At 44.6% G+C, this 25,875-nt stretch carries 31 protein-coding genes; 29 read left to right on the forward strand and 2 right to left on the reverse strand.

What is annotated here, in order from left to right:
- The first annotated feature begins 1 nt into the window (after window position 1).
- The 23 genes from M3629_RS05185 to M3629_RS05295 all read left to right on the forward strand — a co-directional run bounded on the left by M3629_RS05185 (window position 2) and on the right by M3629_RS05295 (window position 19,010).
- Window positions 2–1,045 (forward strand): ABC transporter permease, encoded by a 1,044-nt coding sequence (locus M3629_RS05185; RefSeq protein ID WP_186812273.1) that lies wholly within the window; start codon window positions 2–4, stop codon window positions 1,043–1,045.
- A complete protein-coding gene (yjfF, locus tag M3629_RS05190) occupies window positions 1,035–2,009 on the forward strand; it encodes a galactofuranose ABC transporter, permease protein YjfF (RefSeq protein ID WP_154886262.1) in 975 nt (324 codons plus the stop codon). The genes M3629_RS05185 and yjfF overlap by 11 nt, the downstream gene beginning before the upstream one ends.
- 127 nt (window positions 2,010–2,136) lie before the next feature.
- On the forward strand, window positions 2,137–3,192 hold the full coding sequence (locus M3629_RS05195; protein ID WP_251503161.1) for an ABC transporter substrate-binding protein: 1,056 nt from the start codon (window positions 2,137–2,139) through the stop codon (window positions 3,190–3,192).
- A 112-nt stretch (window positions 3,193–3,304) separates the two neighbouring features.
- Complete coding sequence (locus tag M3629_RS05200) at window positions 3,305–3,883, forward strand: AAA family ATPase (protein WP_251503162.1); 579 nt, start codon at window positions 3,305–3,307, stop codon at window positions 3,881–3,883.
- Entirely contained in the window at window positions 3,849–4,316 is a 468-nt protein-coding gene (locus tag M3629_RS05205) for a DUF2691 family protein (RefSeq protein WP_251503163.1), read from the forward strand. The genes M3629_RS05200 and M3629_RS05205 overlap by 35 nt, the downstream gene beginning before the upstream one ends.
- 148 nt (window positions 4,317–4,464) lie before the next feature.
- Complete coding sequence (locus M3629_RS05210) at window positions 4,465–5,343, forward strand: class I SAM-dependent methyltransferase (protein ID WP_251503164.1); 879 nt, start codon at window positions 4,465–4,467, stop codon at window positions 5,341–5,343.
- A 35-nt stretch (window positions 5,344–5,378) separates the two neighbouring features.
- Window positions 5,379–6,362, forward strand: a complete 984-nt coding sequence (locus M3629_RS05215; RefSeq protein WP_251503165.1) for a phosphotransferase enzyme family protein — start codon at window positions 5,379–5,381, stop codon at window positions 6,360–6,362.
- 40 nt (window positions 6,363–6,402) lie between these two features.
- Entirely contained in the window at window positions 6,403–6,894 is a 492-nt protein-coding gene (locus M3629_RS05220) for a GNAT family N-acetyltransferase (RefSeq protein ID WP_251503166.1), read from the forward strand.
- Between the two features lie 27 nt (window positions 6,895–6,921).
- Window positions 6,922–7,389: a GNAT family N-acetyltransferase gene (locus tag M3629_RS05225; RefSeq protein WP_251503167.1), complete on the forward strand. Its 468-nt coding sequence runs from the start codon at window positions 6,922–6,924 to the stop codon at window positions 7,387–7,389.
- Window positions 7,390–7,430: 41 nt separating this feature from the next.
- Window positions 7,431–8,024 (forward strand): GNAT family N-acetyltransferase, encoded by a 594-nt coding sequence (locus tag M3629_RS05230; RefSeq protein WP_251503168.1) that lies wholly within the window; start codon window positions 7,431–7,433, stop codon window positions 8,022–8,024.
- 18 nt (window positions 8,025–8,042) lie between these two features.
- Window positions 8,043–8,576, forward strand: a complete 534-nt coding sequence (locus M3629_RS05235) for a GNAT family N-acetyltransferase (protein ID WP_251503169.1) — start codon at window positions 8,043–8,045, stop codon at window positions 8,574–8,576.
- On the forward strand, window positions 8,573–9,208 hold the full coding sequence (locus tag M3629_RS05240; RefSeq protein WP_251503170.1) for a hypothetical protein: 636 nt from the start codon (window positions 8,573–8,575) through the stop codon (window positions 9,206–9,208). Before M3629_RS05235 ends, M3629_RS05240 begins: the two co-directional genes overlap by 4 nt.
- Window positions 9,209–9,485: 277 nt before the next feature.
- The gene (locus M3629_RS05245) at window positions 9,486–10,688 is read left to right on the forward strand and encodes a glycoside hydrolase family 5 protein (RefSeq protein WP_251503171.1); all 1,203 of its coding nucleotides are present in this window, start codon (window positions 9,486–9,488) and stop codon (window positions 10,686–10,688) included.
- A gap of 218 nt (window positions 10,689–10,906) precedes the next feature.
- Window positions 10,907–11,446, forward strand: coding sequence for a GNAT family N-acetyltransferase (locus M3629_RS05250; protein WP_251503172.1), 540 nt, complete (start codon window positions 10,907–10,909; stop codon window positions 11,444–11,446).
- 237 nt (window positions 11,447–11,683) lie between these two features.
- On the forward strand, window positions 11,684–11,965 hold the full coding sequence (locus M3629_RS05255) for a hypothetical protein (RefSeq protein WP_251503173.1): 282 nt from the start codon (window positions 11,684–11,686) through the stop codon (window positions 11,963–11,965).
- Window positions 11,966–11,978: 13 nt separating this feature from the next.
- Window positions 11,979–12,818: an aminoglycoside phosphotransferase family protein gene (locus M3629_RS05260; protein ID WP_251503174.1), complete on the forward strand. Its 840-nt coding sequence runs from the start codon at window positions 11,979–11,981 to the stop codon at window positions 12,816–12,818.
- Window positions 12,819–12,893: 75 nt separating this feature from the next.
- Window positions 12,894–13,373, forward strand: a complete 480-nt coding sequence (locus tag M3629_RS05265) for a GyrI-like domain-containing protein (protein WP_251503175.1) — start codon at window positions 12,894–12,896, stop codon at window positions 13,371–13,373.
- 86 nt (window positions 13,374–13,459) lie between these two features.
- The gene (locus tag M3629_RS05270; RefSeq protein WP_251503176.1) at window positions 13,460–14,008 is read left to right on the forward strand and encodes a glutathione peroxidase; all 549 of its coding nucleotides are present in this window, start codon (window positions 13,460–13,462) and stop codon (window positions 14,006–14,008) included.
- Between the two features lie 86 nt (window positions 14,009–14,094).
- Window positions 14,095–14,943, forward strand: coding sequence for an AraC family transcriptional regulator (locus M3629_RS05275; protein ID WP_251504580.1), 849 nt, complete (start codon window positions 14,095–14,097; stop codon window positions 14,941–14,943).
- A gap of 240 nt (window positions 14,944–15,183) precedes the next feature.
- The gene (locus tag M3629_RS05280; RefSeq protein ID WP_251503177.1) at window positions 15,184–15,429 is read left to right on the forward strand and encodes a hypothetical protein; all 246 of its coding nucleotides are present in this window, start codon (window positions 15,184–15,186) and stop codon (window positions 15,427–15,429) included.
- Between the two features lie 102 nt (window positions 15,430–15,531).
- Window positions 15,532–16,131 (forward strand): nitroreductase family protein, encoded by a 600-nt coding sequence (locus M3629_RS05285; protein ID WP_251503178.1) that lies wholly within the window; start codon window positions 15,532–15,534, stop codon window positions 16,129–16,131.
- A 122-nt stretch (window positions 16,132–16,253) separates the two neighbouring features.
- A complete protein-coding gene (locus M3629_RS28615; protein ID WP_251503179.1) occupies window positions 16,254–17,897 on the forward strand; it encodes an S-layer homology domain-containing protein in 1,644 nt (547 codons plus the stop codon).
- A 186-nt stretch (window positions 17,898–18,083) separates the two neighbouring features.
- Complete coding sequence (locus M3629_RS05295) at window positions 18,084–19,010, forward strand: NAD(P)/FAD-dependent oxidoreductase (protein WP_251503180.1); 927 nt, start codon at window positions 18,084–18,086, stop codon at window positions 19,008–19,010.
- Window positions 19,011–19,085: 75 nt separating this feature from the next.
- Here the strand turns inward: M3629_RS05295 and M3629_RS05300 are convergent, their stop codons facing one another.
- Window positions 19,086–19,295: a hypothetical protein gene (locus M3629_RS05300; protein WP_251503181.1), complete on the reverse strand. Its 210-nt coding sequence runs from the start codon at window positions 19,293–19,295 to the stop codon at window positions 19,086–19,088.
- Window positions 19,296–19,515: 220 nt separating this feature from the next.
- Here M3629_RS05300 and M3629_RS05305 point away from each other — a divergent pair, with 220 nt between their 5' ends.
- The 4 genes from M3629_RS05305 (at window position 19,516) to M3629_RS05320 (ending at window position 22,461) form a co-directional block, all read left to right on the forward strand.
- Window positions 19,516–19,869: a DUF3243 domain-containing protein gene (locus M3629_RS05305; RefSeq protein ID WP_123066707.1), complete on the forward strand. Its 354-nt coding sequence runs from the start codon at window positions 19,516–19,518 to the stop codon at window positions 19,867–19,869.
- Between the two features lie 284 nt (window positions 19,870–20,153).
- Window positions 20,154–20,720, forward strand: a complete 567-nt coding sequence (locus M3629_RS05310) for a hypothetical protein (protein WP_251503182.1) — start codon at window positions 20,154–20,156, stop codon at window positions 20,718–20,720.
- A gap of 211 nt (window positions 20,721–20,931) precedes the next feature.
- Window positions 20,932–21,789 carry a heme o synthase gene (cyoE, locus tag M3629_RS05315; protein ID WP_251503183.1) on the forward strand — a complete coding sequence of 286 codons (858 nt, stop codon included), beginning with the start codon at window positions 20,932–20,934 and terminating at the stop codon, window positions 21,787–21,789.
- Window positions 21,790–21,978: 189 nt separating this feature from the next.
- Window positions 21,979–22,461 (forward strand): tetratricopeptide repeat protein, encoded by a 483-nt coding sequence (locus M3629_RS05320; RefSeq protein ID WP_251503184.1) that lies wholly within the window; start codon window positions 21,979–21,981, stop codon window positions 22,459–22,461.
- A gap of 3 nt (window positions 22,462–22,464) precedes the next feature.
- Here M3629_RS05320 and M3629_RS05325 read toward each other — a convergent pair whose 3' ends face one another.
- Window positions 22,465–23,340 carry a LysR family transcriptional regulator gene (locus M3629_RS05325; RefSeq protein WP_251503185.1) on the reverse strand — a complete coding sequence of 292 codons (876 nt, stop codon included), beginning with the start codon at window positions 23,338–23,340 and terminating at the stop codon, window positions 22,465–22,467.
- Between the two features lie 182 nt (window positions 23,341–23,522).
- Here M3629_RS05325 and M3629_RS05330 point away from each other — a divergent pair, with 182 nt between their 5' ends.
- Window positions 23,523–24,434 carry a DMT family transporter gene (locus M3629_RS05330; protein WP_251503186.1) on the forward strand — a complete coding sequence of 304 codons (912 nt, stop codon included), beginning with the start codon at window positions 23,523–23,525 and terminating at the stop codon, window positions 24,432–24,434.
- 199 nt (window positions 24,435–24,633) lie between these two features.
- Window positions 24,634–25,665, forward strand: coding sequence for a LacI family DNA-binding transcriptional regulator (locus M3629_RS05335; protein WP_251503187.1), 1,032 nt, complete (start codon window positions 24,634–24,636; stop codon window positions 25,663–25,665).
- Window positions 25,666–25,875 lie beyond the last annotated feature (210 nt).

A 25,875-nucleotide genomic window follows, 5' to 3' on the forward strand; every position in this document is an offset into this window, starting at 1 on the left:
CATGATGAGCAGGATGCGAAAACATCATTTGTTTTGGCCGTTATGTATGCTCGGTTTACTTTTATTATTTAACTTGATTTATTCACCCGATTTTTTCTCGCTTGTGATACGTGAAGGCAATCTATATGGCAGTCTGATCGATATTCTTAATTTCGGCGCACCGCTGATTCTGGTCTCCATAGGTATGACACTGGTCATCGCAACCGGCGGTATTGATTTGTCCGTAGGTTCGATTGTTGCGATCTCGGGGGCAATGGCTTGCATGACGATCAGCAAAGGAACAGATCAAAGTTCACTTTGGCTTGTTCTGAGTGCACTTGCGTTATCGATCGGTCTTTCGCTTGTTCTTGGTGTGTGGAATGGAGCGCTTGTATCGGTAGCTCGAATCCAACCAATTATTGCAACGCTCATTCTTATGGTGGCTGGACGAGGTGTTGCGCAACTAATCACCGACGGACAGATTATAACGGTGTCCAACGCACAGTATCAGTTCATTGGCGCGGGTTCACTCTTAGCGTTGCCTTTTTCCATTTTCATCGTACTGACAGTACTGCTCGTTGCCGTTCTTCTCACCAGAAAAACAGCACTGGGGCTGTTTATTGAGTCGGTTGGCAATAACGCGCGGGCGAGCCAACTTGCTGGCATTCGGTCCAAAACGGTCATCCTTGCCGTGTACGTGTTCTGTGGTCTCTGTGCCGGGATTGCGGGACTGATTCTCAGCTCCAACGTATCCAGTGCGGATGGCAATAACGCCGGCCTGTGGTATGAGCTGGACGCTATTCTAGCCGTCGTCATCGGCGGAACTTCGCTGAACGGTGGACGTTTCTATCTGATGGGCACGGTGGTCGGTGCGCTCATTATCCAGACCTTAACGACAACCATCTACATGATTGGTGTACCGCCTGAGGTTACACTCGTTGTCAAAGCCTTTGTTGTACTCGCCGTATGTCTAATCCAATCCGATGCTTTCCGCAAGTCCATGGCAGAACGCCTGAAAAAGCGGAAGTTTCCAGCTGAACAAGGGGTGAATCGCCATGTATCTTAATCGAAAGCTGCTCCCGGTTCTGGTCACCTTTGGCTTACTGGCTGTTATGATTGCCATTGGCTCGTTCCGTTACACGGGTTTCTTTTCCACACAAGTACTGTTTAATCTGTTGATTGACAATGCTTTTCTCATTGTGACGGCAATTGGCATGACCTTTGTCATCGTATCCGGCGGCATTGATCTGTCCGTCGGTTCGGTCATTGCACTGACCACGATTATTAGTGCGAGTTTGGTTGAAAAACAAGGCTGGTCGCCTACCGTGGTCATTCCCATGGTGCTCATAATGGGTGCGGTATTTGGTACATTGATGGGAGCCATTATTCATTATTTTAAAATTCAGCCCTTCATCGTGACACTCGCCGGTATGTTTCTGGCAAGGGGACTCTGTTATGTCATCAGTACCGACACCATTACGATTACCAACTCGTTCTATACGGACGTTGCACAAGCCAAGATTCCGTTACCTGGAGGCAGCTTCGTTTCCGTTAATGTAATCATAGCTCTGATCGTCTTATTGCTTGCCATCTTCCTTGCCCACTACACCCGCTTTGGACGTAATGTGTATGCCATTGGCGGAAGTGAGCAATCGGCCATGCTGATGGGTCTACCTGTAGCACGCACCAAAATTTTGGTGTATACCTTCAGCGGTTTTTGCTCTGCACTGGCAGGAGTTGTATTTACGTTCTATATGTTGTCGGGTTATGGATTACACGCCATGGGTCTGGAACTGGATACGATTGCTGCGGTTGTTATCGGGGGAACATTGCTGACGGGTGGCGTTGGTTACGTAGCTGGCACGTTCCTTGGTGTATTGATCCAGGGGGTTATCCAAACTATAATTAGTTTCGAAGGCACGCTCAGCTCCTGGTGGACGAAAATTGTGATCGGTTTGATGCTGTTTGTCTTTATTTTATTCCAACGACTTCTCAGTGAACGGCGAGTATCCGCCAAATCATTGCATTAACCTACTTTATAACCATTGGCGAGTTGAATTTTTCAACACACATTTAAGAAAAGCACGTCAGATCAGATTGTAGTGAGAGGCTGGCAGACTTGGTTGGTATAAATGATGTAAGAGGGGGGGGGAATTGGTGAAAACAAATGCGATTGGGTTGTGTGTACTGCTACTGATACTGTTGTGTCTCTCTGGCTGCACCCTGGTTGAGTCCGAGTCCAAACCTCTTCCTGTCCCTTCAAACGTTGAATCTCTGCCCTCGTTAGAGGAATGGATGGAATCAGCGGAATATAATCTGCCTTCCAAAGAACCGATTATATTGGGCTTTTCGCAACTGGGTACGGAGAGTGCCTGGCGTATCGCCAATTCCACCTCTATTCAGGATGCCGCCAAGGAATCTGGAATTACCCTTATTATAAAAAATGCAGAGCAGTCTCAGACGAAACAATTTGAGGCTGTTCGTTCGTTTATCAAGCAAAAGGTAGATGTAATCGCTATTGCACCCGTGGTGGAATCCGGCTGGGATGACATTCTGCAGGAAGCGAAGCAAGCCGGAATTCCCGTAATCATCGTAGATCGGTCCGTTGACGCTAAAGATACCTCTCTGTTTGTAACGACGATCGGCTCGGACTTCTATGAAGAGGGTGTGAAAGCCGGAAAGTATATTCAGGATCGGCTACGGAATATGCCAGGAACGATTCGCATTGCTGAATTGCAGGGCACAAGTGGATCAACGCCGTCTATCCAGCGGGGAGAGGGCTTTCGAAGCATTTTAGGGGATAAAGCCCAGATCTTGTTCTCGCAAAGTGCCCCTGCTGATTTCACAGAAAACAAGGGCAGGCAAGTGATGGAAGGTTTTCTTCAGGTTCGGGAAGAGGAGCGACCACAAGTCCTTTTTGCGCATAATGACGAGATGGCTTTTGGTGCTATTCAGGCGATTCAGGATGCTGGCTTGAAACCTGGTGAAGACATCATTATTGTGTCGGTAGACGGATCACGGAAAGCACTGCAGAGTTTGGCGGACGGGCAGATTAATGCCGTGGTGGAATGTAACCCGTTACTTGGACCTCAGTTGATGCAAGCTACCAAAGAAATTATGGCAGGGCGCACACTTCCCAAACGCATGGTACCCCGAGAGGATATTTTCACACAAGAAAGTGCGAAGCGTGAGATGCTTAGTCGAAAATTTTGAGCGGCTAGAGTTTATAAAAATCCTGTTGGAGAATCCCAACGGGATTTTGCATTTTTATTGAAGATGGCATATAGTATTTACCCGATATGATTTGATGTGAAGGAGTGAGTGTATGATCATCATGATTAATGGTGCGTTTGGTTCCGGTAAGACCTCAGCAGCGAAGGCGCTACAGCCAAGAATTGAAAATAGCATGATCTATGATCCCGAAGAGATTGGTTATATGATCCGAAAGCTTCTGCCTGAGGAACATCGGGAAGAACAGGAGCGCACCGATGATTTTCAGGATATTGAACTCTGGAAAGTGTTGACGGTGAACGCTGCGAGAGAGGTGAAGCAAAAATACAATAAACATTTGATTGTCCCCATGACGCTCTACAAGAAAGCAAACTTTGATTACATTTATAGTGGGCTAAAGAAGTTTGATCCGGACCTACATCATTTTTGTCTAACGGCTGAACTAGAGACGATATATAAGCGTCTTGCCAAGCGTGGAGATGAATTCGGCGGATGGCAATATCAACAGGCTCCGAAGTGTGTTGAAGCGTTCAAGGCAGATGTATTCGAAACCCGAATTGCGACAGATCATCTGGCAACAGATGAAGTGATCGATATCATTTTGCAGAAAGTGAAGGGTAAAACGAAGAGGAGGCAATATGAAAAGAGGCATACAATTTCAAATTCCAAATGAATATGGGAGCTTCTTGGGAGAAATCCTGAAACCGATCAAGATCGCGGATTATGACTGGTTTGTTGGCGGGGAAGAGTCCTATTTAGTAGTTAAGAATAGCTTGGGAGAGAGTCTTTTTCCAGACCGGGTTATGGGCATGGCAGGAGAAGAGTTGCAGACAATGATTGATGATAACAAGTATTATTTGATCTTTGCCAATCTGAAAGCCTATCCGAGAGGTACAGCAATTATAGATATAGAGACATATGAAGACTATGCAGAGAGTGATTGTCAGCTTGCATTGCTTGTCGTAGATAGCAGTTACGTTGCGGTATACATTAAAGATGCTGAAATACGGGAAGAAATGCTTGAGCATATCAAGAGAATAGGATACGAAGCGCTGGATTATATTACGGATGATAATGACGTAAGAACAAAACTGTTCGTCTGGTGATAATTGCTGGAGTTCGGGATCATATCATCCTGAAGTTGGATAGACTATGACATATTTTAGGATTAGAATGAGATGTATTAAATTGTAAATGAAGTTAGATGAAGTCCTTTGGAAATGTGAATGCGTTTACAAGTAAGGGGTGTAACTATTGTCGGATTATTATTGGGATAACCAAATAGAGTATCTGAGAAATACACGCTGGCTTTATTATAACGATGATTATCTCGAATTTTTGGTTGAACGCGTTTGGAAGATTAAGCAAGCTGTACATATGATTGATTATGGATGTGGTTTTGGTTACATGGGACTGAAGTTACTCCCGCTCCTGCCTGTTGGCTCAAGGTACACGGGAGTAGATCAAGGATCAGAACTGATTAAACATGCGAAAGAACTCTACGCACAAACAACTTATCAGGCTGAATTTATAGAAGGTGACATTGAAACGGTGCAGGTCGAACGAGCTTATGACATCGCGATAAGTCATGCTTTTTTGTTACATATGACAGAACCACGTGTGATATTAGAAAAGATGATTGGCAGTGTGGTGAATGGAGGCCGAGTGATTTGTTTCGAGCCACACTGGATTGCCAACATGGCGAGTTATGCAATAGACGGTATGGAGCAGTCCAGTATTGTGCAACTGGGCGTACTTCAGAAGTTGTATGAGCAGGCTGCCGGAGAGAGTGGCAAAGACGGGAATATAGGAATGAAGATTCCGACACTGCTCAGTCAGCTTGGTGTTAGAGGCGTGGAATGCCGAGTAAGCGATCGTGTGAACTTTTTAGATCAACAGTTGAATAACTCGGATAAACATACGTTGTATAACGCGTTAAAAGAAGAAGGGTTAGGGGCTGTCCCGGGTAACCGAGAAGAAGTCATTGCCCACCTTATTAGACGAGGATTAACTTCCGAGGAAGCCATCCATCAGTATGAGGCAGAAGAGAGATTTGCCAGGGAATTCAATGAACACACGTATATGACGTATGCTCCGAACATGAAAATTACTAGCGGAATTGTAATGGGATAAATTGAATGTATACCGAAGAAAGGCAGTGAAATTATATGGTGCCTACAGCAATACTTTCACAAGCTTCTCAATCCTTTGGCATTGCTCCGGACTCACTGGTTTTAGTAAGTCGATCCACGAATGTGGTTTACAAATACCATCAGCAAAATAAAACATATTTTCTTCGGTTATCGGAGAAACCGGCAGCTTATGAAACATCTATTCAGGCAGAAATTCACTGGGTTCGCTATCTGGTATCCAAGGGAGTTCGTGCATCATTACCCATTCTTACAGTAGAAGGCAAGCTGACTGCTGTATGCCGTGATCAAGAGAAATGTTATGTTGCCGCGGTATTTGAAGGAGCGACCGGATATTTTTTTGATTATGACTGGAGTGTATGGGATACGGATTTATTTACTCGATGGGGGAGCGTGATGGGCAGGTTACACCATTTAACACAAAGCTATCAACCCGAAGATCCGAGGTTAGTCAGAGCGGACTGGGCGCCACTGGAACTGGAGAATCCACATCTGCATACAGGTGACTATGTCTTGCTCCTAGGGAAGCTTCGAGCATTGGAGCAACAACTGACGGATTTGCCCAGAGAGGCCGAGGGTTATGGCCTAATTCATTATGATTTCCATCCTTATAATTTTTTGATTGATCAGGGTGAGCTTAATGTCTTTGACTTTGATGATGCGATACGCGGCTGGTATGCTCTGGATATTGGGATCGCGGCTACACATGCGGTGTGGTGGGGGTCATATGATCCGAAGTGGGGAACGAAGGATGAGTTCGCTAAGACGTTTCTGACCGCTTTTCTGGAAGGGTATGTGCAACAACAGCCAATAAGTCAGGAATGGATCGCTCGGATTCCTTTATTCATGGAGTACCGAAATATAAGTTCATTCTTCTGGTGGTTAAAGGATTGGAATGGGGATGAAGGTAGCTTATCTAAACATCAAAAAGGGGCTATCGCATCAGCAGTTAATTTGATCCAAAACGATCTAACGTTTGAAGGTTGCCGTTTTAAACTATAGAAGACCAATTGAACTGTTAAAGCGAGGAGTGTACTGCATTATGGAAACAGAAAGGCTTATATTTCGTGAATATACTAAGAATGATTTCGAACATTTATATATGATGACAAGTGAACCAAATGTGATGAAATACATTCGCCACGGAAATCCATGGACAAAAGAAGAAACGATGCAGACACTAGAGAAGTTTATTCAATGGAACAAGGCAGGAAAAGGACTTTTGCTTGCCTTTAACAAAGAAGATAAGCAGCTTGTTGGAACGTCTGGATTGATACCGCAAGTGATTGATGGAACCGATGAGCTGGAAGTCGGTTATTGGGTGCGAGAGCCCTATTGGAGACAAGGCTATGGGTATGAGCAAGCCAAAGTCTGGAAGGAGTACGGTTTGCAACAAGGGAAGGAACGTTTGATTTCCTTGATTCAACACGGAAACGTAGGCTCGATGCGGATCGCGGAAAAGAATGGAATGACCCATGAGAAGGATGTCGACATCATAGGGAAACATGTTGCGGTATTTTCAATCGAGGTGTAGAGGTTAAACGTTAAATGAGGAGATTATATGAGAACACACATCATCCAGATTCATCCTGTAACAAGATATAATTGGGAACAGGCTCTAGAAATTTCTTTACTTGAAAACCAGAAACATCTAGTTCCAAGTATTACGGAGGGACTTGCTTATGCCTATATTAAACCGTGGGATGAAGCATTGGATCCTTACGTTTTGCAGATAGAAGAACAAGTAATCGGATTCTTTTATTTGAGTTATACACCCGAGAGTTTAGATAATTATTGGATTGGCGGCTTTCAGATCGACAAGGCGTTTCAAGGGCAAGGTATGGGAAAACGAGCTTTAAGAGCCATCATCGATTTTCTCACCGATAAACATCCGTTATGTCACGTCCTTTCTCTGACCGTTGAACGAGATAACCATATTGCCCAGCACTTATATACAAGTATGTCATTTGTAAGCGAGAATCTGACCAATTCGGATGATGAAATTATTTACAGATTGAGAATAAGATGAATCACAAAATCAACATACATCGTTTAAAGGGAGGTATTTTTATGAGAACAATCGATTACAGCCAGTATTACTGGCAAGATGACAAAGTAAGGCTGAGAGCTTTTGAAGAAGAGGATTGGGAGAGTTGTTACACCGGTGGTTTTGACTCTCCCGCGCGCATTTTGCTTGAATGTGCTGTTGAACTTCCGCCGACGATTGCTGGAGCCAAACGATTTATAGATCAGAACGTAGCATTCTCATCAACCAATGGTCGTATTATGTTTACCATCGAAAACCTGGAGGGGCAAACCATCGGTGGTATTAATCTGAACAGCATTGATGAGCGAAACGGAACGTTCAGTATCGGCATAGTCATCGATCAACCTTATCGTGGTCAGGGATATGGTACAAGCGCGATGAATATTTTGCTTGGTTATGCTTTTTTGGAGCGCAGACTTCACAAGTTCAACGATTATGTGCTGGAAGTTAACGAAGGCTCGGCTAGAATGATGCAGAAATTAGGTTGTGTGCAAGAGGGGATTCGTCGTCAGGTTGTTTATATTCATGGGAAACATATGGATTTTATTATGTTCGGATTAACGAAGGATGAGTATCTCGCTAATCGAGATACAAACAAGGGAGACTCACGGGGCTAATAAAAAGGAGACAAAAGAATGATTACATACCAAATCTTGAACCAGGATCATGTAAAACAGTTACATGAAATTGATCGTTCTGAGTATATCGACCTCATCTATGAGGCCGGTGAACAGGGCTTAGTTGAGCACAAACAAGATCATGAGTGCGCGAATTGGGGTCAGGAACAACTGGAAGAGATGCAGGATCGTTATATTTATGAATTGCAGCAAGGTGGGATGGCTTATGGGGCTTTTGATGGTACGAGATTAGTAGGCTTTGGTGTACTTGCCCATCAATTTAGAGGGAAAGAGCAGAATCAGTTGCAGCTCGATCTCATGTATGTATCCAGAGCGTACAGACGGCAGGGAATTGGGACACGCATTCTTGCTTTTTTAAGTGAAGAGGCAAGAAGGCGTGGAGCGCGGTCCTTGTACATCTCGTCAACCGAAACGAGATCAGCGGTTTCTTTTTATCAAAGCCAGGGAAGTGAAGTGACAGAAGAAGTGGACGAAGAACTGTACACCAAAGAGCCCAAAGATATTCATATGGTAAAGGAGCTTAACGGATGACGACGGTTGGCTTGTTAGGAACCATTCATAACGCGGAACTTAGAGAGCGGTACAACTGTTCGCTGTCTCTATACAAGCGGATCATTCACGAATTCAAACCTGACGTGATTTGTGGTGAGGTGCACCCACAGAGCTGGCAGAAGTATATAAATGATCCACAAGACAAGGGATACTGGGGAGAACCAGCCAGTGAATATTGGGAACTGATTTTTCCATTGTGTGAAGAACATCGCATTACTTTTGTTCCTATTGATTGGTTTGAACTGGATGTGTGGCATGACTTTGATCCGTTTATCGGGTATGGAGTCGAAGAACGTAAAAAACTAGAGCAGCAGGATGATGCCTGGTTTATAAAGCAAATGGAAACTAGCTCGTATGGGAACATTCCGTTTAATTCGAATGAATTCGATCAAATTACTAGAATGAAATATGAATGGTTAAGTAAGGTTAGCCCCAAGTCGCAAAATATGCGCTGGCAGGTTCGTAACCAAATTATGATCCAGCGAGTGAAAAATGCGATGAAGGATTATGCAGGTAAGCGAATTCTCTGCATTGTAGGTGCGGATCACAATTACATATTTCAGGATGAGTTACGGAAAGAGGATGTTCATTGGATTTATCCTTTGAAGTAAAAGGAGAAGGAAACATTCATGGCTTGGCTGATTGAACATTTCAAATAGGATTGAAAAGTGTAAAAACCTGTCAAAAAGGACAAGAGAATGAACTTTATTTACCATAATTGTGTTATTATGTTGGTGCGAACCGTTTTTTCGCATAATCTATTCATAGAGAAGGGAGGAATAGTTTTTCTTATTTCTTCAATCTAATCAATCCATTTCTTTAACCAGCCAGGTGAACCAAGAGAATAACTGTACTGCTAGTTACTAAAAAAGAATCGGAGGTATCGTTATGACGAAAACGTTTAAAAAATTTGGCATAGCCAGTTTGGCGCTGCTTTTCATGGCCACAGCGGCGTTTGCGGGATGGGGCTCCAAAGCGTCGGCTGCTGACATGAGATCATTAACCGCTGCGCAGATTACGGCGGAGATGGGTGCGGGCTGGAATCTGGGGAATCAGTTGGAAGCTACCGTAAACGGGACGCCGAATGAAACGTCATGGGGCAATCCAACGATCACACCTGAGCTGATCAAAAAGGTAAAAGCGGCAGGTTTCAAAACGATTCGTATTCCGGTTTCTTATCTGAACTATATTGGAAGCGCTCCCAATTATACAGTGAATGCATCTTGGCTTAATCGTATACAGCAAGTGGTGGACTATGCGTATAACGAAGGTTTATATGTAGTCATTAATATGCACGGAGACGGGTTCCACTCGATTCCGGGCTCGTGGTTACATGTGAACAGTGGAAATCAGAACGTTATTCGTGAAAAGTATCAAAAGGTGTGGCAACAAGTTGCCACCAAATTCAGCAATTATAATGAACGTCTTATTTTTGAATCGATGAATGAGGTATTTGACGGGAATTACAACAATCCAAATACATCTTATTATGGTAATCTGAATGCGTACAATCAGATCTTTGTGGATACGGTTCGCAAAACGGGTGGCAACAACAATGCAAGATGGTTGCTTGTTCCAGGCTGGAACACAAACATTGACTACACTGTGGGCAATTATGGTTTTGTCGTTCCAAGTGATAATTTCAGATCTTCCGCCATTCCAAGCTCTCAGAAGCGAATCATGATCTCGGCACACTATTACTCGCCATGGGATTTTGCTGGTGAAGAAAATGGAAATATTACGCAATGGGGAGCTACCGCGACGAATCCTTCCAAAAGATCGACATGGGGGCAAGAGGATTACTTGGAATCTCAGTTCAAATCTATGTACGATAAATTTGTGACCCAAGGTTATCCAGTCGTTATGGGTGAGTTCGGTTCCATCGACAAATCTTCTTATGATTCCAGCAACAGTACCTATCGAGCGGTTTATGCCAAAGCCGTGACTGCCAAGGCGAAAAAATATAAAATGGTTCCGGTTTATTGGGACAACGGGTTCAACGGCCAGCATGGATTCGCGCTGTTCAACCGGTTTAACAATACGGTAACACAGCAAAATATCATTAATGCGATCATGCAAGGCATGCAATAATTGATATTGTCAGAAGGAAGAATGGGGCGGCATGTTTCTTATAACCAGAGACATGCCGCTTTAGTATGTTTTCTCAAAAAAGGTGATGCGAGTTCACTCGTAATTTCTCATGAATTTTTACACAAGCCGCAAGTAGAATTCATTAAATGCCACACAATCATGGTTATACTTAATTTTGCTTTGATCTAGCGAACTTGAAGGATTGGGTGGTAGACAGAATGTTGAAGAAGCGTGAGATGCATGAATGTCAATCTCTGTACAGCTTAATGATGGATCCCGCAGTTTCCCCTTATGTTCGTTATGCATGTCAGTCGCAAGAGGAATTTATGTTTTTAACGAGGCAGTTGATCGCAGAAGAAGAACAGGGAAGTGTTATAACGCGTACGATTTTGAATGAAACAGGCACCGCAATTGGCACTGTTGATCTGTATCAGATTGTCAACCAGACTGGATTTCTGGCAACTTGGATTGGTGCTTCTTATTTCGGACAAGGATACAGTCAAAGAGCCAAGTCCGCGTTTTTGACAGAATTGTTTCTTGAACAAGATATACAGACGGTTTTTATGAAAATACGCAAACAAAATGTTCGTTCCCGCAAAGCGGTGGAGAAGCTTTCTTACGTTAAATTTTCGAGCGACCTTTACCCAGAGGTTATGCAGGACATTAATTCGGAGCAGGCAGTATATGATTTGTACCATGTCGAACGTGTTACTTTTCTCGAAAGTCATATGGAATTGCACCACATTTTAGCTACGTAAGATAACTCGGGAGGAGTAAAAAAATATACTATGCGCCGTCAGAGATGACGGCGTTATTTGATATACAGAGAAACATGATCCCATGAAACTAGGCATAGCTTCATTCGTAGAGGCATATGTGAAATCAAATCTCCGGGATAAAAAGCTCTGCATATCTGGTAAAAGGTTATAGAAAATTCCTTAATGGAAGAACATGGATTATAATTGATGCGAAGTCTATTGAAGGAGGTCGTTGTTTTGACAACAGAGGTATGGATCCCAATGGATGAGATTCGGGATCAGGAGACGATCTGGGCAGGTACCAAAATTCGAATATATCAACAACAAGAACATCCAACGGTTTACTTGCTCTCATACATATATGGAAATTCGAATGAGCTTCAACTAACCTGCTTAACCCATGGCGAGGCAGGTAATATCGGAGGCGTCATTGCTAAAGATTTTTCCAACCACTATGCACTAGCTCAAACGCTAAAGACCTTTTTGACTGGAGTGTACAGTGAGATTTGTTTTGAATAGAGGAGGATTCAAGTTGTCTGAACTACCGGAGGAGAAGTTAACAGGTGGTAACGTGAATGAGGTTGTGCGCGTTGGAGATACGGTTCGCCGGGGGAGTAACCCGAATCGTTATGTACATGAACTGTTGTTGCATCTGGAAAAAGAGGGCTTCCATCAGGCGCCGAGATATCTCGGCATGGATGAGAAGGATAGAGAAATGCTCTCTTACCTTGACGGAGACGTCCCAGGTAATGATTATCCGGAGATCGAGAGCTATATGTGGTCCGACGAATCACTTATTGCTGTTGCCAATTTATTAAGAGCGTACCACGACGCAACCGTTAACTTTATCACTGTAGAACAGCCGGACAACAAATATCCAGGTGTAGAGGAACAGGCGGATGAATCTGTTTTGAGGGCGTCTGAGGATACCGAAGTCGTATGCCACAACGACTTTGCTTTATACAACATCGTGTTCAGACATGGTTTGCCGCAGGGCATTATTGATTTTGATCTGGCTTGCCCGGGGCCAAGGCTATGGGATATCGCGTACACTTTATACACGTGTGTACCCCTAGCCAATTTTTCGCCCAAGCTTGAAGAGCAAGGCAAATCAGTTACCTTATATGATAGAGAAAATCATGCCAACGTCCGGAAAAAACGCATTGAAATATTTATGAATGCTTACGGGTTAAATGTTCCGCCTAATCTGAAACATTGGGTCGTGTCCCGTATTCGCTTTATGTGCAAAACATTAGAGGATCGTGCTGCAGCAGGAGATGCAGCCTTTGTGAAGATGGTTGAAGAAGGTCATCTGGCTCATTATGAGAGAGAAGTGATTTTCCTGGAGCAACATTGGCAAGAGTGGACATAGTTTTTGTCGTATGATTTCGGGCCAATGCAACGTTAAAACGGTTTGTATTCTATTTGTTCATTGGGGGAGAAGAAGATGGAAACGAAGATCGTTACATTGGCTGCATTTCATGTTGCAGGTTATCGCATTGAAGCTACGGTGGAAGAGTTTGAGGCAGGATTACGACAGAATCTTTATGATAAGTTAATAGAGAACAAAGACGAGATCAAGCATCGGAAAAACGACCAGGTTCTCTTAATGCAACTTTATCCGTCCCATGAGGACTTTAATGCGAAAGTAGATTCATTCACACATGTATTGTGCTATGAAGTAAACGTGCCGGAGGGCATGCCGCCTGGAATGATTATTCATCATGTGCCAGCTCGCTCATACGTTACATGTACGCACAGAGGACTAGAATCCGAAATAGGTGATACTTATGACTACGTCTATGGACAATGGTTAGATGATACTGGGCACGTACCTGAGTGTTATGATTTTGAAATCTGGGATGAACGTTACCAGCCGGATAGTGTCGATAACGAGATCGATATTTATGTGGCTTTGCAATCCTAGTATTCGTGATGAACGAGTTCGTATATAATGAGAGGTGAATCTACAAAACAATTAACTACATACTATTGCGAGGTGCACTTCGACTTATGCCAACGATCTATGATTTTACTGTGACGAGAACGAGTGGAGAGCGTTTTCCGCTCTTTCAATATGAAGGAAAGCCTGTACTGATTGTGAATACGGCAAGCAAATGCAAATACACGCATCAATTCGACGACATTCAGAAGTTATATGATGAGTACAAGGATCAGGGGTTGCAGGTCATTGGCTTCCCATGCAATCAATTTGCGGAGCAGGAGCCGGGTAGCAGTGCGGAAGCCGAGTCTTTCTGTCAGATCAATTACGGGGTGAAATTCCCGATGTTTGCAAAACTGGATGTGAACGGAGAGGAAGCGCATCCCCTGTATGACTTTTTGAAAAAGTCAGGTCCGTTTGCCGGCTTCGATGAGAGCGACATTCAAGCCAAACTGCTCAAACTGATGGTGGCAGACAAAGCACCAGAGTGGCTGCACGGCGATGCAATCAAATGGAATTTTACGAAATTCCTCATCAATGCAGAAGGTCAAGTCGTTCGGCGCTTCGAGCCGGTGGATTCCTTGGACGAGATCAAAGCTAGTATCCGAGAGTTGTTATAAAATGTTAGCTTAACAATGGCGGGGCAACCAATCATAACGTTGATCCAGCTCTCTTTTTTTGTACAGGAGGTGATGACGTGCCAAGCATGATGCAGTTTAATGCCCCACTGGCGTATACGTATAGAGCCACGAGTCAGTTTGATCCAGGTAATTCGGACGGATTTCATTCGCATCCGCACTATGAGATTTATTATTTTCATGAAGGAGAATGCACCTACATTATTGGGGATCGGGTATATGCTCTGGAGCCGGGGGATCTGGTATTAATGCATGGATTGACTTTGCATCGGCCGCATCCCAAAGTCGGTAAGCCGTATGTTCGGACTACGCTTCATTTCGATCCTTCTGCCGTTCGTAAAAGCCTGCACCCCGAGCGTATCCATGAAGTGCTGAAGCCGTTCGATGAGCTTGGCAATTGCCGGGTGAACCTTACCGGTGAGGTTCGAACCGAGTTTGAAGCACTGCTGCTAGATCTGCACCAGTTATCTTCTCATTCGTCCAGATTCAGACAGGAGCGTATGCATATCCGGGTCTGTGATCTGTTATATTGTGTAGCAGAGATCTGTCAGGGACATGTGCAGGAACAGCGTTCTTCATCGGAAAAAGAAAGACATGTCCAGCATATCATCCGATACGTGGATACGAATTACATGCATGACATCGGTCTGGATGATCTCGCTCAGGAACTACATCTGTCCAAGCCTTATTTGGCAGGTATGTTCAAAGAGATGACGGGACTGACCATATTTAAGTACTTATATGACCGGCGTATTAATCAGGCGAAACTGCTATTCCAGTTTCAGCCCGAGATGAGTGTGACGGAGGCCAGTCGGTTGTCTGGTTTTAAAAGGTTGTCTCATTTTAGCCGAATTTTTAAACAAAGCGTGGGCTGCTCGCCCGATCTGTATCGAAGTCAGCTGCATCGGCAGCTGTAGGGTCGATAGGGATGTTAAAGCAACGTTTAGCGCTGTTAGCGTTAACGAGGAATAAATGGTTGTATGTAGAAGCCGACCCGCAGATTCATCGCGGTCGGCTTCTTTAGCTTTATTTTTATAACCATAAGCAAATAGCGAGCAAGGATCAGCACCCTTCACGTAACGCAGATGTTTAAAATGCCAAACGAACAGGTAAAGAAAGGTAACGAGAAAAAGACGATTACAGGAGGCGAAAAGGGAATGGAGAAGCAAACACCGGCGCAACAACGGGAAAATGGCAAACGAGATAAGATGCCAGACCACCCGGAGCAACATAAGACGGAACATGAAAGCATGCTGGATCGATACGAGCAAGAGCAAACGGTCGATCCCATTCCAATGCAAGATTTGAACATGGAAGCGCAGGAAGAGAAGAATAAGGATCAGACGAAAAGTAATTCGTCTACAGAAGAGAAATACCGGGCAGACTATCGCAAGAGGGATTAAATAATAAAATGAAAATAAAATAGTTTATTGACTAATGTATGTTACTATATTATAGTTACCTTGTTGGCAATGAACAACAAATGACTTAGGAGGCGTATACGAATGTCTACTTTTTTTGATGCGTTGAAGAACAGAAGATCTTATTATGGAATCAGTAAGGAATCCACAATCTCGGATGCTAAAATTCAGGAAATCGTCGAAGAAGCGGTAAAGTATACACCAACTGCATTTAACTCGCAGACTTCCCGGGCAGTTGTATTGCTTGGTGAACAACATGATAAACTATGGAATCACACGGAAGAAATTTTGCGAGAAGTGGTGGGCAACGAAGAGGCATTCCAATCCACAGCTGAGAAAATGGCAGGTTTCCGTAACGGTTATGGTACGGTTCTGTTTTTCGAAGACAACAATGTGGTAGCACAGCTTCAACAAAACTTTGCTGCGTACGCAGACAACTTCCCGATCTGGTCTAACCAATCCAATGGTATGTTGCAACTGGTCATCTGGACTGCATTGGAGCAAGAAGGACTGGGGGCATCCCTACAACACTATAATCCACTGATTGATGAAAAAGTGAAGCAAGAATGGAATATTCCGGAGCACTGGAGACTGATCGCTCAGATGCCGTTTGGTAAACCAACCGCAACCCCAGGCGAGAAAGAGTTCCAACCGATTGAAGAGCGCGTCAAAGTACACAAGTAAGGAAGAACGCATTAAAGTACACAAGTAATTCTTAGACATTACCAATATTTAACCACATACGGCCTCGCTTCAATTTGATACGATAATGAAGATCGTAATCTATTAAAGCGAGGCTTTTTAATGTGAAAATAGTAAATGATAATAGAGCTTCTCGAGCCTTTCATCCCGTCTGGAAGATCGTATTAAGCGGCGTCATTTTATTCGGTTCAGTGGTTGGACACGGAAGCGCCGTTCACGGAGCGGGGGGCGAGCAGCCTACCTTTCAGGATACAAGTAAAAGCTTCGCAAAAGAAGCCATTGCGCGATTAGTACAGAAAGGTATTGTGACAGGAACAACGGAGCACACGTTTGAACCGAAAAAAGCGGTCACACGCGCTGAATTTGCATCATTTGCGGTTCGATTGCTCGGACTAGAGCCAGTTTCAAACAACATTAAACCTTTTGCAGATATTTCTGCGAAAGCTTGGTATTACGGTAACGTAGCTGCGATGACCAATCTATCGATTCTTGAGGGTAAAGGGCAGAATCAGTTTCAGCCGAACGCTTCCATTACACGGGAAGAGGCAGCTGCTCTGCTTGTTCGTATGCTGAAACAGTACCCTGTGGCAAGCGATAATATATACAATACATATGCAGACGCAGCGGACATCTCAAGCTGGGCTCTTCCATATGTACGTAAAGTGCATCAACTTGAACTAATGCGCGGAAGCAATGGGATGTTTCGTCCAGCTGACCAGGTCACAAGGGAAGAGGCTGCGGTTATGTTGGATGCAATTTTACAAAACAGAACTTGGGCCGGACAGATCCAGCGGAAGCAGGATCATGGGATTCAACTGGGATGGCAGTATAATTCATCGACAGCAGAATTCATAAGACAAGTGGAGCAGTCTCCTGTGAACACGGTCGTTCCGCGTTGGTTTTTCCTGAATAAAGATATGAACGTTTCGGATCATGCCAATGCCACATTGATCTCTTGGGCATCTGCTTCGGGCAGAGCGCTTTGGCCGATGCTGGGTAACCGTTCCAATAAGGAGATGACACATCAGATGTTGTCCAGCTCGGCGAACCGGGATGCGGTGGTTAGTCAAGTGAGTGCTTATGTGAAAAAATATAAACTCGGCGGCATTAATGTGGATTTTGAAAATGTAGACCCTGTCGATCGCGAAGGTTTTACGGCGTTTGTGACTTCGTTAACGAAATCCTTGCACACACTTGGCGCTGTGGTATCGGTTGATGTATCTCCCAATCTCGGTTCAGATTGGACGGCAGCCTTTGACTACGTCAAGCTGGGGGCGATCTCGGATTATATGGTACTTATGAGTTATGAAGAGCATTGGAACGGTGACCCCAAGCCCGGTTCGGTCGCTTCGCTTCCATGGGTGGATCGAGCACTGACAAAGATGCTCTCCGAGGTACCACGTACCAAGACTATTTTGGCGCTTCCACTATATACGCGGGATTGGTCCACCGTGAATCCTGCAACAGCTTCCTGGGACATTACACTGGGAGAGCAAGGAGTGCGGGCATCAGCATCAGGTTCGCTAAGAAACTGGGATACACAGCTGAAGCAGTATATGATTAACTACACGTCTAAATCGGTGGCACGAGCCATCTGGGCGGAAGAGAGTCGCTCCTTGTCTGCCAAAGTTCGGATGAGTGGTGAGCGAAACATTGCAGGACTGGCTTACTGGTATATGGGCGGCGAAACTGCGGATGTATGGAACGCCATCACCAATGCTATGCGTTTCGAATCGTATCAGTTCTAACACTTGAAGACCGAAACCTTTCGTTTGAAACCGGAGGTTTGGGTCTTTTATTTTTGGTTTAAGCTATGGAATAAGTCAGGCCGTTTAAGCCTCTTTGTACGGTTTAATGTATAGAAGGACAAGAATTGTCCTGTAAATATACCATTGAAAAAGAGAAGTTATTGGATATACAGGAGGAGAATACACATGCGAGAGTTTGATTGCATTATTGTAGGCGGAGGGATTGCAGGGCTTCAGGCAGCCATTCAGCTGGGACGTTATTCAGCGCATCAAGTACTGGTAGTCGATGCTGGGGAAGGCAGATCAACGTTATGCCGAACCTATCATAACATTCTCGGTTATCCGGATGGGGTGTCGGGCAAAGAATTACGGGCCATTGGCAGGATGCAAGCTGAGCAGACAGGTGTTTTGTTTGAAAAGGATCGAATTGTAGAAGCCATGCGTGTGCATGAGGACAAGATCAGGCTTAAAGGGTCCTCTGGAACCCTGTATCAAGCCAAAACAGTGCTGCTGGCAACCGGGTTATCGGATCGAATACCTGATATTCCGGGACTGAAGTCTACACTCGGCAGAACCGTGTATGTATGCCCTGACTGTGATGGTTATGAGATTCAAGGGAAGCAAACGATCCTGCTGGGGGCTGGCGAAGCTGGAGCGAATATGGCCATGACCTTAATTGAACGTACTAATGATCTGTTATATATCAACCACGAGCAGACAGCGATCTCGGCTAACCTTCATCGTCAAATGAAACAAGCAGGAGTCCGTTATCTTGAGGCAGCGGTACAGGAAGTACAACAGATGGAGGACGGTCATATTACAGGTGTTTTAACCGAAGATGGTCAGATTTTTGAATCAGAACGTGGATTTATCGCGTTTGGCGGGAACCGGGTTCACTATGAGCTCGCTGAGCAGCTTGGGGCGGTCATTGCAGACAATAAACATGTAGAAGCGAATCCTCGTAGTATGCAGGCGGCTCCTCACGTGTGGATTGCTGGAGATCTTGGTCTCCATGCCGAGCAAGCGACTGTTGCTATGGGCGAAGGCGCGATCGCGGCCATATGGATTCATAAAGCATTACAGAAAATAGCTAAGAGTAACGGCATATTATAAAAAAATCACAACAAAACAAGTCCTCTCTTTCCTGTTGGCATAGAAGGACTTGTTTTGGTGCGTTTCTTTTAAGGATTATTTACCTGGTTCATCGGTTGCATTATTATTGGAAGAATGATCATGTCCTTTGTGGGTGAAGTCTTTGCGAATGTTGTCTACAATGTCTCCGACGACACCTTCAATCATGTCCGTAGGTCCCGGATTTCTTTTGTCTGGTTCGATGACGGTATTTACGCCGGGTTTGAGTTCATCGTTTGTTTTGTCGTGTTTAGGCTTGTCTTTCATGAGGTCTCCTCCTTTAACTCGGTAGTAATCAATGTTTACTAACATAACCAAACATCTACATGTATATGTAAAACGTTTAACCGAACTACGATTTTTGAAACGGCTGATTAAACTTCAGCGAGACGTTTATATTATAAATGACTCAGGTTGCGAAGCTTATTGCAAGCTCAACATAAGTCACAAAAATGAATATGCAATTAAACTGAAGGAGGTAACAAGCATGAATGAACAAAATCATGTGATCCACAAAGACGGGCAGGTTTCCACAGATCAGGTAGACAACGCAATCGAAAAGATTGCACCGGAGGAAAGAGACCACATTTTACAAAATTTTGATGCATTCAAAGAATACCTCGGTAAACGGATTGCCATGGGCGAATCCATCGGTTTAAGTGAAGAACAAATGGCTAAAATTGCACAAAAAGTAGCAGATCATCTGGCGGCTAACGAAGAACCGCGCAACCGGGAAGAGAAGCTCTTACAGGAACTCTGGAACGTAGGCAAAGAAGAGGAACGCCATATGCTGGCTCATATGCTGGTTCGTTTGGCGCAAGACACCAGAACAAGTCATTAAAGAAGTTCAGGCATAAATGGATGGTACAAGCATAGATTAATATAGATGCAGCGGAAACCCCGAACGTAGCAGATTTGGGGTTTCTCCATGTAAACGGGTGGACAAGCTTGGGAGTGATGACGTGAATTGTAACTATTTTTAATCTGGCTGATACTTTTCAGAAAGTGCAATGACGTATGATAAGTACAACATAAACGAATGGTTAATGTTTGGCGTGTCCGTTTGAGAAGAAAAGCTTTCGTTTAATAATTGAAGAGACGTATGAAATAAGGAGAGATGCTGGCATGAAAAACGCGGCGAAACAATGGAGATATCGGATGATCGGTGCAGCAGTGGCTTTACTAGGCATCATCGTGCTGACTACATATTTGCTTACCCCTGCAAATGCAGAGAAGCGTACCAATGTTCAGTCACCTTCTGCTAATAAGGCTCAGTTGTCCAATTCTGAAGTGTATACGGCTTATATTGACGGGATGCGTGTGGAAGACGGTAAATTAATGTTGACTGTAGATAAAATCGGCTGGTATCAGGGCGAGGAAGCCAATACCATTTTCAAACAACGAAATCCGGATGCCGGCATGGACGAAGCACCTGACGGTTATTATATTGTTAATGATAACAAAGAACAAGAACAGGTTGAGGTCAAATCTGACGCCAACGTTCTCATGCAACTGTATGACCGTGATGGTACGGTTCAAGGGGCAGAAATTCAGTGGAATGAACCCGTGAGCTTGACCAAGTTTGAGTCGCTGTATGGGGATAAACGCATTTTGGATATGTCTGTGTTTCCTTACCACTTGACGATTCAAGATGGAAAAGTAATTAAAATCGTACAACAGTATATTCCTTAAACAGAGATCAATCCAGACGAAAGTATAAAATGGCCCGTAAAATATGGCTTGAAAAAGGTAGCATTCAAATAAACAAAAGGCATTCTTTCCGTTCAATTAAACGGTGAAGAGTGCTTTTTGTTATGACAAATGGTTGAAAGCGATTGTAATTCGTTGGTGGTACATGTATCATTATAGGAATGGCGTTTTTACATCATTCAGGAGGCTTCTGATGCTTAAAGACATGATTGCATTAACCAAGCCCGGACTGTTAAGGTTGAATGTATTTGCGGTCGCCGTCGGTTTCTGGGTTGCTTCACAATGGGATATCGCATGGATATCTCTGCTTATGGTCGTGATTGGTTCGACGCTCGTGATTGCTTCGGCTTGTGTCATCAATAATTATTGGGACCGTGAGCTGGATCAAAAGATGGAACGAACGAAAAAAAGGATGGATTACATTAATCATCTGAAACCTGGATTTGTTCTTGGTTATGGCTTGGTGCTCGGAGTTGCTGGTTTGGCGATATTGTTCCTACTGGTGAATCCGTTATCCGGCTGGATGGCTTCACTCGGTTGGTTTGCGTATATCGTGATCTATACGATGTGGCTAAAACGATCATCGACATGGAGTACATCGCTGGGCGGAATTGCAGGGGCGATGCCACCTGTCATTGGGTATACTGCCGTAACGAATGCAATCGATGCAGGAGCCTGGCTGTTGTTCGCACTGTTATTTTTGTGGCAGCCTCCTCATTTCTGGTCGCTAGGTATTCGCCGTGTAGAAGAGTATCGTGCTGCAGGCTTTCCACTCTTACCGGTGGTCAAAGGTGTGAAACGTACCAAGCTACAGATGATTCCTTATGTTTTTTTGCTGATTCCCGCTGTATTCCTGTTGTATTATTTCGATTACGTTGGACTGGTGTTTCTGATTGTATCTCTGATTAGCAGCGTGATCTGGTTTGTACATACACTCGGCGGATTGAAAACACAGGATGATGAGAAGTGGGCGAAGGTTAACTTTTTGATCTCGGTCAATTATCTCATGCTCATATTTATTGTAATGGTTGCGAACACCACGTGGTCTTGAAACAGAATCATAGGAGGGCACTCATGTTCTTCTGAACGCACCTTTTGAATGAAAGAGGGACAACCCTGGTTGTCCCTCTTTTTCGAAAGTGTGCATTTTGTTATGCGTTAAGTTATGCTTAATATATGTAAGTAGTAAAAAGAATTATGCTCAGGAACTATATTATTGGTTATTGGATGTGACAACAACATGAGTGATTTGCAACAAGCGATCTGCCTGCGACAGGAAGGCAAAGTGAGGGAAGCAATTGAGCTTTTGAACCAAATTACCGAGTTTGAGCCGGAGAATGGAGAAGGCTGGTATCAGCTCGCATGGGCACATGACTCGCTAGGATTGGAACGTGAGGCTGTGCCTTATTATGAAAAAGCACTGCAGCTGGAACTATCGGCAGAAGATCGGGCTGGTGCAATTCTCGGACTAGGGAGTACTTATCGTACGCTTGGGCAAAACGAGCAGGCTAAAACATGGCTGCTGGCAGGAATATCGGAATTTCCTGAGCACCGGGAATTTGAGGTATTTTATGCCATGGTGCTCTATAATCTCGGCGAACACGCAGAAGCAATGCAGCGGCTGCTTGTTCAGCTCGCGGATACTTCCGGGGATTCGCGAATAATGGACTACAGCCGGGCGATACGCTACTATGCAGACCAGCTAGATCGGGTCTGGGAATAATATTTAATTGTTTGAAATGAGCCATTGCTGGACATCTTCAATAAAACGACGTGCGGCTGGCGAAAGGTTTTGAAGTGAAGCACAAGCTAAACCGATCATCCGGTAAGGGTCACCTGCAAGTGGCACGAGCGCGAGTGATTCCGTATGATTTTGCAGCACCATCTCGGGAAGCAGGCTGATGCCAAGTCCGTTACGAACCATGGCCATAATAGCCTGATCCTCGGCAACCTCGTACACAACATTTAATTTGGCAGCATGCTGACGAATCAAACGTTCAATTTCGTTGTCGCCGCCCCATTTGGGAAGAATGAAAGGCTGCTCTAGCAAAACTTCAAAAGATACCGATTTCTCTGAAGCCAGCGCATGATCCAGAGGCAGGATGCACATCATCCTGTCTTTTTGTAATGTGATCGTTTCAAATGGCGACGAGTCGCCAAGAGACAAGAACCCAAGGTCGATGGCCCCGCTGGCGAGCCAGTTCTCAATTTCGGCATAGTCACCCTCCCACAGCTTAATCTCAATTCCGGGGTGACGGAGTCTGAACTGCTTGAGAATACCCGGCAGCCACTGGGTCGATACACTAGCAAATGTCCCGATTCGTACCGTGCCAATCTCGGCACCGCGGATCAGGGAGATTTCCTGGTTCATTAGTTCGGCCCAGCGGATGATTTCACGAGTATAACCGAGAATACGCTCACCTTCCGCGGTGACCCGGACACCTGAGCGGCTGCGATGCAGCAGGGAGAATCCATATTCGCTTTCCAGACTGGCGATGGCGTGGCTGACGGCGGATTGTGTAATATTCAGGGCCTCGGATGCTTTGGTCAGACTGCCATATTCAACTACCGTGTTTAGAATTTCGTATTTAATTAGCGACATGTTATAGTACTTCCCTTCCAGATTAATCCACATTTCTATACATGAGTTTATTTCATATTAACTATTATAAATATTCATTTTTATAATGCAAAGAGATCGTTTATACTTGCCAAGGCGAGTTAGTTTAGTACATATATATAACGTAGCTCAGACTATTATTGAAGAATGAAGGTAGAAGTTAGATGAATGGGGTACAGGGAAATCAGATTCAGGCATCACGAAGAGCAGACGTGCAGATGTTGCTTGCAACCGTTATTTGGGGTTCTTCTTATCTGTTTATGAAATCGGGACTAGCTTCAATGCAAGAACTAAATTTGATTGCTTTGCGATTTGGAATCGCTTTTGTAGCGGCGGGGCTGCTCTTTCACCGCCGTTTGAGAAGTGTAGACCGTGGGACGTTGCTTGCCGGAGGCATGCTGGGTACAGCGCTGTTTGCTGCGTTTGTATTCATTACCTATGGGGTACAGCGAACGACGGCTTCTCAGGCGGGGTTTTTAATCAGTTTGGCCGTCATTTTTGTACCGATATTAACGACTCTCTTACGCCGACGATTGCCGGACAAACGTCTTAGTGTCAGTATTGTGGTCGCAGTAGCAGGGCTTGGGCTATTGACCCTTCAGCATGAGATGAGTTTGCACCTTGGGGATCTGTTGTGTATTGTAGCGGCACTGGTTTACGCCGTATATATTCTGCTAGCCGGTAAATATACACCGCGGCATGACCCACTTACACTAGGAATGGTTCAACTTGGTGTAGCAGCTCTTTTAGGGGCCGTTGCTACATTTGTGTTTGAAACCCCGCAGTTGCCAGATACGCCGGAATCATGGGCATCGATCCTGGGACTCGGAGTATTATGCAGTGGGCTTGGTTATATTTTGCAAACTTTTGCCCAGCGCCACGCTTCACCTACGAGAACGAGCCTGATCTTTTCGCTGGAGCCGCTGTTTGCCGCAGCGTTTGCTTTTATTTTTCAGGGAGAGTCTCTTACGTTGCAAGGATACTGCGGAGCGGCATTGATGCTGGCTGGCGTATTGATTACGGATATCAAACTGCCGCTGCATGTGTTCAGACGCAGAAAGCGCCCGGCGTTATAGTGTGAAGCGAATCTGTTGGTTCATCTAACCATGTTTAGTTGAAGACAGTCGCCCATAAATAAACGATAGATAAACGAAGTTACAGGTTATTCCGCCTTGCTACAATAACCTAACAAACCCCGAATGGACAAAACATGTTTTGTTCATTCGGGGTTTTATGCTACACTGGATGAAATATCAGGAAAATCGGGTGAGCAAGATGGGAAAAAGAGTGACCATGCAGCAGATTGCAGATGCTGCAGGAGTATCCAAGTTCGCAGTTTCCCGTGCACTGACGGGTAAACCAGGGGTTAGTGAGCACACACGTGAGATGATTGTTAGAACCGCAGGGCAGCTGGGTTATTTTAAAATAGAGCCAAAATATAATGCAGTGGATTCTCATACATCATCCAGCAGAAACGAGGGGAAGAAACACGAAGGTACCATATTGATTTTGTTTCCGAATATACGCTCTCAAAATCGATCTTCCTTGTATTGGGGGCCTGTATTCGACGGGATTTCAGCGCGTTTGAATGAGCAGGGCATGGATATTTTGACACTGACAGAACCTTCCTCCGACCATATGTTTTCGGTTCTCAATCCTGACGCCATTCGGGGTGTCATTACGGTAGGCACGATCTCAACGCCAGTGCTGCTCGAAATATATCGCATGCGCATTCCGCTCGTTATGGTCGATCACGAGGATTCGGCAATACATACGGATACTGTATTTACTGACAATGTGAAAGGCATGAAAGAGTTAGTCCTGATGCTTGCAGCAAAGGGTTATCAACGTTTTCAGTTTGCTGGACAGCTACCCGATGCGGTTAGTTTCAGGGAACGGTGGCTCGGGTACCGGATGGGACTTGAAGAAATGCAGTTACAGGCAGAACAGCATGCGGGGCTGCTCGTGCAGGAGTACGGGGAGATGCAACAGACGATCAGAGAGCTGAAGCTCGACGATATTCCGGAGGTGATCGTCTGCGCGAATGACCATACGGCATTCATTATCATTGAGGCTTTGTCAAGTCGAGGCGTTCGGGTGCCTGAACAGTGTGCGGTAACAGGGTTCGATAATACACGTGCAGATGATCCTATTATGGCTACGGCACATATTCATAAGGAACATCTCGGAGCCCGTGCTGTAGATCAGCTGTTGTGGCGCATTAGCAATCCGAAGGTTCCATATGAGCGTAAGCTGATTCATGCGGACATCATTATGCGCGAGGAATATCATTTGTTACGGAAGTAGCCAGGTAAGGTTTGTGGTTTGTGGACCTTCTTAGCGGGATGGAAACAAAATAGAAGGGAAAAGACATGGAAAGTAAATCTCTATGTCTTTTTTTGTGATTGCAGTGATAATAGAACAATTTAATTGACCAAATGCATTGACTGTTATACGGCTAACATGTTAATTTTGTTTTGTGAATTGTTTGCTTATATAATAACAAAACCTAACAAA

Origin of the sequence: Paenibacillus polysaccharolyticus, from assembly GCF_023714295.1 — a bacterium.
GTDB lineage: Bacteria > Bacillota > Bacilli > Paenibacillales > Paenibacillaceae > Paenibacillus > Paenibacillus polysaccharolyticus_A.